The 9,381-nt window shown below is 65.8% G+C and carries 11 protein-coding genes and 1 pseudogene; 6 read left to right on the top strand and 6 right to left on the bottom strand.

The window, feature by feature from the left end; all coding sequences use genetic code 11:
• From VNS22_RS07320 to VNS22_RS07310, 3 genes are all read left to right on the top strand, one after another.
• A partial coding sequence (locus VNS22_RS07320; protein ID WP_325731085.1) for an adenylate/guanylate cyclase domain-containing protein occupies nt 1-614 on the top strand: 614 nt, incomplete at its 5' end.
• A 285-nt stretch (nt 615-899) separates the two neighbouring features.
• The gene (locus VNS22_RS07315; protein ID WP_325731083.1) at nt 900-1,571 is read left to right on the top strand and encodes a hypothetical protein; all 672 of its coding nucleotides are present in this window, start codon (nt 900-902) and stop codon (nt 1,569-1,571) included.
• Nucleotides 1,549-2,202, top strand: a complete 654-nt coding sequence (locus VNS22_RS07310; protein WP_349261736.1) for an MT-A70 family methyltransferase — start codon at nt 1,549-1,551, stop codon at nt 2,200-2,202. Before VNS22_RS07315 ends, VNS22_RS07310 begins: the two co-directional genes overlap by 23 nt.
• A gap of 216 nt (nt 2,203-2,418) precedes the next feature.
• Here VNS22_RS07310 and VNS22_RS07305 read toward each other — a convergent pair whose 3' ends face one another.
• The 5 genes from VNS22_RS07305 to uxaC all read right to left on the bottom strand — a co-directional run bounded on the left by VNS22_RS07305 (nt 2,419) and on the right by uxaC (nt 7,134).
• Nucleotides 2,419-2,745 carry a cupin domain-containing protein gene (locus VNS22_RS07305; protein WP_325731079.1) on the bottom strand — a complete coding sequence of 109 codons (327 nt, stop codon included), beginning with the start codon at nt 2,743-2,745 and terminating at the stop codon, nt 2,419-2,421.
• Nucleotides 2,746-2,834: 89 nt separating this feature from the next.
• Complete coding sequence (locus VNS22_RS07300; protein ID WP_349261735.1) at nt 2,835-4,115, bottom strand: TRAP transporter large permease; 1,281 nt, start codon at nt 4,113-4,115, stop codon at nt 2,835-2,837.
• Nucleotides 4,116-4,119: 4 nt separating this feature from the next.
• Nucleotides 4,120-4,674: a TRAP transporter small permease gene (locus tag VNS22_RS07295; RefSeq protein ID WP_325731077.1), complete on the bottom strand. Its 555-nt coding sequence runs from the start codon at nt 4,672-4,674 to the stop codon at nt 4,120-4,122.
• A gap of 41 nt (nt 4,675-4,715) precedes the next feature.
• Nucleotides 4,716-5,705, bottom strand: coding sequence for a TRAP transporter substrate-binding protein (locus VNS22_RS07290; protein ID WP_325731075.1), 990 nt, complete (start codon nt 5,703-5,705; stop codon nt 4,716-4,718).
• 25 nt (nt 5,706-5,730) lie between these two features.
• Nucleotides 5,731-7,134, bottom strand: coding sequence for a glucuronate isomerase (gene uxaC, locus VNS22_RS07285; protein ID WP_325731073.1), 1,404 nt, complete (start codon nt 7,132-7,134; stop codon nt 5,731-5,733).
• A 179-nt stretch (nt 7,135-7,313) separates the two neighbouring features.
• Between uxaC and VNS22_RS07280 the strand changes: the two genes are divergently transcribed.
• The 3 genes from VNS22_RS07280 (at nt 7,314) to VNS22_RS07270 (ending at nt 9,093) form a co-directional block, all read left to right on the top strand.
• Entirely contained in the window at nt 7,314-8,102 is a 789-nt protein-coding gene (locus tag VNS22_RS07280; RefSeq protein WP_325731071.1) for an SDR family NAD(P)-dependent oxidoreductase, read from the top strand.
• A gap of 89 nt (nt 8,103-8,191) precedes the next feature.
• The gene (locus VNS22_RS07275) at nt 8,192-8,569 is read left to right on the top strand and encodes a DUF6481 family protein (protein ID WP_325731069.1); all 378 of its coding nucleotides are present in this window, start codon (nt 8,192-8,194) and stop codon (nt 8,567-8,569) included.
• 116 nt (nt 8,570-8,685) lie between these two features.
• Nucleotides 8,686-9,093, top strand: coding sequence for a VOC family protein (locus VNS22_RS07270; RefSeq protein ID WP_325731067.1), 408 nt, complete (start codon nt 8,686-8,688; stop codon nt 9,091-9,093).
• Between the two features lie 9 nt (nt 9,094-9,102).
• On the opposite strand, the pseudogene VNS22_RS07265 reads toward VNS22_RS07270, so the two are convergent.
• A pseudogene (locus VNS22_RS07265) lies at nt 9,103-9,381 on the bottom strand (nitrile hydratase accessory protein); the annotation flags it as partial.

Raw genomic sequence — 9,381 nt, 5'->3', positions numbered from 1 at the left:
GGCTGATCGCGCAGGCCGACCAGATCGACGAGGGCAGCCGACAGGAGGCGACCATCGCCTTTCTCGACCTGCAGGGCTTCAGCTACCTGGCCGAGGAACTGCCGGCAGCCGGGATCGTCGCCTTCCTGAACGCCTATCTGGAAGAGATGTCGGCGCCGATCGGCGCGCATCATGGCGTCACCGACAAGTATATCGGCGACGGGATCATGGCGTTCTGGTCGCATCTGTTCACGCCGCAGGGCGAGCCGGCCGTGCTGGCCTGCCGGGCGGCCCTCGCCCAGCGTGCCCGCTTGCGCGACCTGCAGGCCCGGGTCCGCGACCAGTTCGGTCTGTCGGCGGATGCGATCGAGATCCGCTGCGGGATCGCCACGGGCGAGGTGATCGCTGGCAGCCTGGGCCCCCATCACGCCCGCACCTACACGGTGATCGGCGACGCGGTGAATCTCGCCGCCCGGCTGGAGGCCGCCAACAAGCGCCTGGGCAGCCGGATCCTGGTCTCAGAGGCGACTCACGCCCAGGCGGAGGGCCAGTTCCGCTTCCGCTCGCATGGCGTGATCGAACTGCCGGGACGGGCGCGCACCGAGCGGGTGTTCGAGCTGTTGGGCGAGGTGTGAGCCGTTTTTTCGGCTGATCCTCGCGGGGATGACCCTGAAGGGTGCTGGCAAGACACCCTCCATCATTTTTCAACACCTCATGCGACCGGGAGAGAAGACGACGTGGCAGGAGGGTCGACTTGGCCAACGGGAGTAACTACGTGCCTTCCTGTCGGATTTAGGTTGCATTTAACCTAAATAATCTCGGTATTCTGCGCGATTTATTTAAATATTGATATCTTGAGTATTGACATTTTCTAATTGTTATATTTGCTTCCGGGCATGATATAGCTATCGAGTGGCGACATGGTGGACGATGTTTCGCCTAGTCTGAGGCCAGTTTTTCAAATGGTAGACGCGACCATTCACCGCCTCAGTAAGAGCAGGTTTGCAAATGATCCAATTGTAGAGCATCGATATTCCGCAATAACAAGCATCGTTAGCTCTGCATATAAACGACATGGTAAGATAATCGAACAGGCAATAGCTGCAATCTTGCGGAGCGCGCCCCATCTGCAAGTGTGGGACGATCCTTTATTCGAAGTATCCGAAGCTGCTGAGCGGCTTGCCAGCGCGGAAACGACTGCACTGGGCGCTACGCTGCCTTATGGGACGGGGGCTCCAGTCCGCACATTGCAGGTGGATCTGCTTGTGTATAACAGCGCCACGCACCAGCTCGGCGCATACGAGTGCAAACGTGGTGCGGGCGTTCACGACTCCGGCAAGATCCGGTCTATGCTTCGGGATATGCGCTGCCTTCGTATGCTTATCCGCTCTTACGGAGAGGGCAGAGGTCTTGAGGTGGAGGAAACAGATGCTCGCATGATTTTCTACTATGGATTATGCTCGATCAGCGAACCGTGGCCGCTGAAGGGAAAAGATATTGATGCCCACTTTGGCGTTCCGGTCCAGGAGGGCGTAGAGAATGTCAACTCTTACTTCCGTAGCCGACTCAATGAACTTCTCGCTTCCATCTAAGCGGTACAGAGTGATCTATGCCGACCCTCCATGGACTTTTAAAACCTTTAGCGTGAAGGGTAAGGGGCGTTCTGCGGAAGCTCACTATGATTGTATGGGTCTCGATGATCTGAAGGCGCTACCGGTTGCCGACCGTGCGGCCGATGATGCGATCCTGCTCATGTGGGCAACCGACCCCCTGCTCGATAAGGCGATGGAAGTAGTTCGCGCTTGGGGCTTCACCTACAAGACGGTAGGATTCTATTGGGTAAAGCAGAACGCCAGTAGCGAAGGCTTCTTCACCGGCATGGGTTTCTGGACAAGGGCCAACCCCGAGCAATGCCTTCTTGCCACGCGAGGGCATCCCAAACGGCTCGCAACCGATGTGAAGAAGCTCGTGGTATCGCGGCGACGGGAACACAGTCGCAAGCCTGACGAGATGTACGGCCACATCGAGCGGCTAGCCGCAGGTCCCTATCTCGAGATGTTCGCCAGATCATCCCGATCTGGATGGGATTCCTGGGGTACACAAGCCGGTCTGTTCGACGAAGGCCCGGTCCAAACTCGGCGATGGGGTTCAGGCAGACTTGATGCGTCGGCTTACTCTGAACATGCAGCAGACCTGGATCTGACCGTTCCCGGTTCTCGGTAGGACTGAAGCTGGTGCTATAACCATGGATCTGGTGAGTATCCACGAGTTCTGCTGAATATTGAAATAATAGGCGAAACATTGTTGCCAGCTTGCTTTCGGGCCGCAATCGTCTTCCGACGGCCGATAACCTGCAGCAACCACCTAACCCAAAGGAACAATCCTTCTGAATTAGGTGGGCTGGAGTGCCCGCAAAGGGTTTGATGTGGTTGTGGGCAGTCAGAGGAAATCGTCACGCCTGGGCGTGAACACGTCCACCAGCGCTCCCGCCTCTAGAGCCACGCAGCCATGCAGCGCATTCGGCGGCACGTGATAGATGTCGCCCGTCTCAAGGCGGCGGGTCTCGCCCGCGATCGTCGCCTCGAACACGCCGGATTCCACCAGGCTCACCTGGGTGTGGGGGTGCTGGTGCATGGCGCCGATGGCACCCTTCTCGAACCGGACCCGCACGGTCATCATGTTCTCGTCGTGGCTGAGCACCTGGCGGTGCACGCCGGGCGCCACCTCCTGCCAGGGTGCGTCGGCGGTGGTGGCGAACAGGGGCATCAGGTGGTTCCTTTCCTGGCTGCGTGAATTTTGAGGAGATGCTGGTAGCGCTGGTGGCTGGCGGCGAGCTTGGGCTCCCGGGCAGCCGCTCACCGGAACAAGGCCGGCAGCCACAAGGACAAGGCCGGCACGTAGGTGACCAGCAGGAGCACGGCGATCGACGCGCCGAAGAACGGCCAGATCGTCCGCATCGCCTGGCCGATCGTGATGCCGCCCACGGCGCAGCCAACGAACAGCACCGAGCCCACCGGCGGGGTGTTCAGGCCGATCCCGGCGTTCAGGATCAGGATCACGCCGAAATGGACCGGGTCGATGCCGAAGCTCTTCACCAGCGGCAGGAAGATCGGCGTGGTGATGATGATGAGGGGTGCCATGTCCATGAAGGTGCCGAGGAACAAAAGCGCCAGGTTGATCATGAGGAGGATGACGACCGGGTCCGACGAGATCGCCTGCATCAGCTGGATCGTGGCCGCCGGCACCTGCATGAAGGCCATCAGCCAGCCGAACGAGGCGGCCGTGCCGATCACCAGCAGGACCATGGCGGTGGTGCGCACCGCTCCAAGCGTCGCCTCGCAGAAGCCCCGCCAGTCCAGCTCGCGATAGACCAGCACGGTGACCAGCAGCGCATAGACCACCGCGATGCAGGAACTCTCGGTGGCGGTGAACACGCCCGAGCGTACCCCGCCGAAGATGATGCCGATCAGGAGAAGGCCCGGCAGGGCCGCCAGCAGGTAGCGGCCGACCGCGGCGAAGCCCGGGAACATCTCGGCCGGATAGCCCCGGCGCACCGCGACGATCCAGGCGGTGACCATGAGTGCCAGTGCCAGCAGCAGACCCGGAATGATGCCTGCGGTGAACAGGTCGGCGATCGAGATGCTGCCGCCCGCGGTCACCGAATAGATGATCATGTTGTGCGAGGGCGGGACCAGCAGGGCGATGATCGCCGAGTTGACCGTGACGTTGACCGCATAGTCCCGGTCATAGCCGCGCCTGGCCATCTGCGGGATCATGATGCCGCCCACCGCCGAGGCGTCGGCCACGGCCGAGCCGGAGATGCCGCCGAACATGGTCGAGGTCAGCACGTTGACCTGGCCGAGGCCGCCGCGCAGGTGGCCCACCAGGCTCGCGGCGAAGCGGATCAGCCGCTCCGCGATGCCGCCGCGGATCATCAGGTCGCCGGCGAAGATGAAGAACGGGATCGCCATCATCGCGAAGATGTTGATGCCCGAGTTCAGCTGCTGGAACACCACGACCGGCGGGATGCCCATGTAGAGCACGGTCGCCACCGAGGCGATGCCCAGGCAGAAGGCGACCGGCATGCCGATCAGCAGGAGGAAGGAGAACGCGCCGAACAGGATCGCCATCGCCACCGGTTCAGCCCTCTGCCCGGCTGATCAGGTGCTGGAGCAGCTTCTCCAGGGCGAACAGGGCGATGAGCAGGCCGCCCAGCACCAGCGGGAGGTAGTCCACGCCCTGCGGGATGCCCAGGCCCGACATGGTGGCATCCCAGGTGCCGGCGGCGAGCTTCGCGCCATAGAAGGCCATGCCGCATCCGAACAGGGTGATGAGCGCGAAATTGGTGCACTGCATCGCCTTGCGCAGCTTCGGCGGGGCGAGGGAAAGGCCGATCTCGAAGCCCAGATGGTCGCTCTCGCGCACGCCCACCGCGGCCCCCAGCAGGATGAACCAGCTCATCAGCAGGAGCGAGCCGGGCTCGGTCCAGTGCGGGCTGTCGTTCAGCACGTAGCGGCCGAACACCTGCCAGGCGATCGCGGCGGTCATGGCGACCAGGCCCGCCGCGGCGGCCCAGAGGGCTACCGCCGCGATCCGGCCGACCACCCGGTGCAGCCCGGCCAGCGGCCCCACCGGCCGGACCAGCGGCGAATCAGGCTGAGCGGTCGGATCCTCGGGAATAGCGGCAGCGGGCATGGCGCGATCCGGCTGGAGGAACGGGCGGAACTGGGGCCGGCTCAGGCCATGGCGCGGATGCGCTGGACCAGGTCCTGGAGCTTCGCGTCGGTCACGAACTGCGCATAGACCGGCTCCATGGCGGCGATGAACGGCGCCTTGTCCACCGGATTGGCGACCGCACCGCCGGCCTCGGCCCGTGCACGGGCCTCCTTCTCGCGCGCCACCCACAGCTCGCGCATCTTCGGCACCGACTCCTTTGCCGCTGCCTTGACGATCGCCTGGTCCTCCGGGGTGAGGCGGTCATAGCTGGCCTTGGACATGACCAGGGCTTCCGGCGACATGGAGTGCTCGGTCTGCGAGTAGAACTTCGCGACCTCGTAATGCTTCACCGAATCATAGGACGGCCAGTTGTTCTCGGCGCCGTCGACCACGCCGGTCTGCAGGGCGGAATAGACCTCGCCGAACGGGATCGGCGTGGCGTTGGCGCCGAGTGCCTGGATCATGGCGATGAACAGGTCGGATTGCTGGACCCGGATCTTCAGGCCCTTCATGTCGTCGAGGGTCTGGATCGGGTGCCTGGCATTGTAGAAGGAGCGGGCCCCCGAATCGTAGAAGGCCAGCACCACCAGGTCGTGCGGCTCGAAGGCGGCCGCGATCTCCTCGCCGATCTCGCCGTCGATGACCTGGTGCATGTGGTCCTCGGAGCGGAACAGGAAGGGCAGCGAGAGGATCTGGGTCTCGGGAATCAGGTTGTTGAACGGTGCGAAGTTGATCCGGTTCATGTCGATGACGCCAAAGCGCGTCTGCTCGATCGTGTCCTTCTCGCCGCCCAGCTGCCCGGACGGAAAGACCTGGACCTCCAGCCGGCCGCCAGTGCGCTCCTTGATCAGTTCGCCCATGAACTGGACGGCCGCCACGGTCGGATAGCCTTCCGGGTGGATGTCGGCGGAGCGCAGCGTCACGGTCTGCGCGCGGGCGGCACCGCCCATCAGGCCGGTGGTGGCGAGGGCGGTGCCGGCGGCCAGCGCGGTGCGTCGGTTGAGCATCATCGTCGGTTACTCCCTGATCCGGGGTTCAGAGGCGGTAGGCCTTCTTGGCGAGGCCGTAGGCCAGGTCATGCGCGAGCTCGAACGCCTCGTCCTCGCCCAGCCGCCCGGTCAGCACGAGCTCGGCGAGAAAGGCGCAGTCGACCCGCCGCGCCATGTCGTGGCGGGCGGGGATCGAGGGAAAGGCGCGGGTGTCGTCGTTGAAGCCCACCGTGTTGTAGAAGCCGGCCGTCTCGGTGGTGAGCTCGCGATAGCGCCGCATGCCCTCGGGGCTGTCGAAGAACCACCAGGCGGGGCCGAGCCTCAGGCAGGGATAGACGCCGGCCAGAGGCGCCAGCTCGCGCGCGTAAGCGCTCTCGTCCAGCGTGAACAGGATCACGGTCAGGTCGGCGCGGTGGCCGACGGCGGCCAGCAGCGGGCGCAGCGCCTCGACATAGTCGGTGCGGGTCGGGATGTCGGCGCCCTTGTCCCGGCCGAAGCGGGCGAACAGATGCGGGTCGTGGTTGCGCCAGGAGCCTGGATGGATCTGCATGACCAGCCCGTCGTCCAGGCTCATCCGCGCCATCTCGGTCAGCATCTGCGCGCGGAATGCCTCGCGCTCGGCGGCCGGGGCGCTGCCGCCGCGCACCCTGGCGAACAGGTCGGCTGCAGCCTGTCCGTCCAGATCGAGCGTCCGTGCCGTCGGGTGGCCGTGGTCGGTGGAGGTGGCGCCCATCGTCTTGAAGAAGGCGCGGCGCTGGCGATGGGCGTCGAGATAGCCCTGCCAGCTGCCGGTATCGCAGCCGGTGAGCTCGCCGAACCGGTCGAGATTGGCGGCAAAGCCCTGGAAGTCGGGATCGACCACCGGATCGGGACGGTACGCGGTGATCACCCGGCCGCTCCAGCCGGATTCCAGGATCTGCCGGTGCCAGCGCAGGTCGTCGAGCGGGCTCTCGGTGGTGGCGATCACCTCGATGTTGAACCGCTCGAACAGAGCGCGCGGCCGGAACTCCGGCCGGGCCAGGCAGTCGGCGATGCGGTCATAGTGGGAATCGGCGTTACGGGCCGACAGCCGCTCCTCCAGGCCGAACAGGGTGGCGAAGGCGTGGTCCAGCCACAGCCGGGTCGGGGTGCCGCGGAACAGATGGTAGTGCTCGGCGAAGCGCCGCCAGATCCGGCGCCCGTCGGTCTCGACCGGCGTGCCGTCCACGCTCGGCACGCCCAGATCCTCCAGCTTCACGCCCTGGCTGTAGAGCATGCGGAACACGTAGTGGTCGGGCACCACGAACAGCCGGGCGGGATCGGGGAAGGGCTGGTCCAGTGCGTACCAGCTGGGGTCGGTGTGGCCGTGCGGGCTGACGATCGGCAAGGGCGTCACTTCGGCCAGGAGCCGGCGCGCCAGGCTGCGGGCAGCGGGATCTACCGGCAGGAGCCGGTCGGGATCGAGCGGCAAGCCTGCCTCCCTGATAGTCTGGTGTCTTGATGACCAGCATTGCGCCGAAGAGTAATATATCAGCTTCGGTGCGGGCAAGTGATACGATGCCTTTCCATGCACTCCTCCGACGCGCCCTCTTGACGCGGGCACGCCCTGCATGAACCGCTCTGTCCCGCCACGAGCGAGGGAGAACGGTAGTGGGCGTGCTGGACAAGTTCCGGGTCGAGGGCAGGCGGCTGATGGTCACCGGCGGCAGCCGCGGGCTCGGGCGGGCAATGGCGCTGGCGATCGCCGAGGCCGGGGCCGACGTGATCCTGACCGGGCGCACCGAGGAGACGCTGGCCGCCACCGCCGACGAGATCCGGGCGCTGGGCCGCCAGGTCTGGACGATCGCAGCCGACATGGCCGATCCGGCGGACTGCGAGCGGGCCTGCCGCGAGGCGCTGGCGATTCCCGGCCAGATCGACATCCTGATCAACAATGTCGGCAACCGCGAGGCCAACATCCCGACGGAGGAGATGCCGCTCGAGACCTGGCAGCGGCTGGTCGACCTGAACCTGACCAGCGCGTTCCTCACGACCAAGCTGATCGGCGGCGCGATGCTGGACCGGACGGACGCCCATCGCCGCAAGATCGTCAACATCGCCTCGATCAGCGCCATCATCGCCAATCGCGGCATCCACGGCCGGCACTACGAGGCCACCAAGGCGGCCCTGCTCCACTTCACGCGGGCGACCGCGGCGGACTGGGCGCAACGCGGCGTCAACGTCAACGCGATCTGCCCGGGCCTGTTCATGACCGACGCCAACAAGCGCTGGAACGAGCTGAAGCCCGAGGTGATCGAGACTTTCGTCCACCAGATCCCGATGGGCCGCCCCGGCAACCCCGAGGAGATCGGGCCCCTGGCCCTCTACCTCGCCAGCCCGGCCTCCGACTTCGTGACCGGCTCCGCCTATGTGATCGATGGCGGCTACCTGATCTGGTAGTCCCGGCGGCCGGGTGGCCAAGCGAAGAACTGAGCGGGCCGGTGCGATCGCAGCGTTGAAATCGGCCCGCGCGTCCTCACATCATGGGGATGAGAAATAGTCCTATCGAATCCAACAAGGTCAGCTTTGCCGAGAGGAGCAACGCTTCGGCGGCTGCCAAGCAGGCGCTGCTCGAGCGCTTCCGAGCCAAGGCGTCCGCGAACGACCCGGCCGCAGCGGCCCGCCAGGCGGAGCGCGTAGCCATCGCGCGGGCGCGCGAGGCCCGCAAGGCCGAGCGGGACGCGATCAAGCGCGAGCAGGAAGCCGCCCAGGCGGCCGAGCGGGCACGGCTGGCGGCAGAGGCCGAGGCCGAGAAGGCCGCCCTGGAGGCCCAGGCCGAACTCGAGCGCCAGAAGGAGAAGGATCTCCTGGCAGCGCAGAAGGCCGCCCGCGACGCGCGCTACGCCAAGCGCAAGGCCCGCAAGTAGGCAGCCCGCCTGGGTTCGCGCGATCGTGGCTCGTGCGGGCCCGGCCCGGGCTTTACCGCATGGCGTGACTGCCGCAGCCTCGGGCCGACCGAGCCTGACCAGCCACGGAGATGTGCATGACCAAGCCCAGCCTCGACCTCATCAGCGTCGCGGTGGACGACCTCCAGCGGACCGCCGCCTTCTATCGCGACGGCCTGGGCTGGTCGGCGGAGCGGGTCAGCACCAGCGACGACTATGTGAAGATCGACCTGGAGCGCGGCCTGTCCCTGCTGCTCTACGAGCGGGGGTTCTTCACCCGGCAGTTCGGTCGTCTGGGCACGGCCGACAAGGCCGGCGGGATGGTCCTCAGCATGCTCGCGGGTAGCGAGGACGAGGTTAAGTCCCTGATCGAGCGTGCCGGCGGCGCCGGTGGGCGGCTGGTGGCGGGCCAGCCGCAGCAGCAGGCCTGGGGCGGGTTTGCCGGCTATTTCGCCGATCCCGACGGACTGGTCTGGGAGGTGATCGCCCAGCCGGAGGACGAGTAGGGCGAAGCCCTAGCGGATTCGTGCCGGGGCCACCGCTACCGGCCGCGGCAGGTGGTCGTGCGTGTCGTGGTCGTGGTCATGATGGGGCAGTGCGGGCAGCTCGGCATTCGCCAGCTCGACCGGCTGCCCGTGCGGGGTGCGCAGATAGGCTTCCCGCCAGGCCGCCTGTCGCTGGTCGATCTGCTCGGCCTGGCAGGCAGCCCGTTCCACCACGAACTGCTCCAGCGCCGCCAGCCACTGGCGGTGATAGGCGTCCTCGGCGCACTCGCCAGGCTGCTGCGGCGCCGT

The sequence above is a fragment of the Geminicoccus sp. genome (genome assembly GCF_035556675.1).
GTDB lineage: Bacteria > Pseudomonadota > Alphaproteobacteria > Geminicoccales > Geminicoccaceae > Geminicoccus.
Note: the sequence above shows the minus strand (reverse complement) of the source record. Positions and strands in the feature narration are given on the sequence as shown.

Coding starts and splice junctions, on each gene's coding strand:
- VNS22_RS07310 (WP_349261736.1), top strand. CDS start 1,549: ATGAACTTCTCGCTTCCATCTAAGCGGTACAGAGTGATCTATGCCGAC.
- VNS22_RS07315 (WP_325731083.1), top strand. CDS start 900: ATGGTGGACGATGTTTCGCCTAGTCTGAGGCCAGTTTTTCAAATGGTA.
- VNS22_RS07275 (WP_325731069.1), top strand. CDS start 8,192: ATGAGAAATAGTCCTATCGAATCCAACAAGGTCAGCTTTGCCGAGAGG.
- VNS22_RS07270 (WP_325731067.1), top strand. CDS start 8,686: ATGACCAAGCCCAGCCTCGACCTCATCAGCGTCGCGGTGGACGACCTC.
- VNS22_RS07305 (WP_325731079.1), bottom strand. CDS start 2,745: ATGCCCCTGTTCGCCACCACCGCCGACGCACCCTGGCAGGAGGTGGCG.
- VNS22_RS07290 (WP_325731075.1), bottom strand. CDS start 5,705: ATGATGCTCAACCGACGCACCGCGCTGGCCGCCGGCACCGCCCTCGCC.
- VNS22_RS07295 (WP_325731077.1), bottom strand. CDS start 4,674: ATGCCCGCTGCCGCTATTCCCGAGGATCCGACCGCTCAGCCTGATTCG.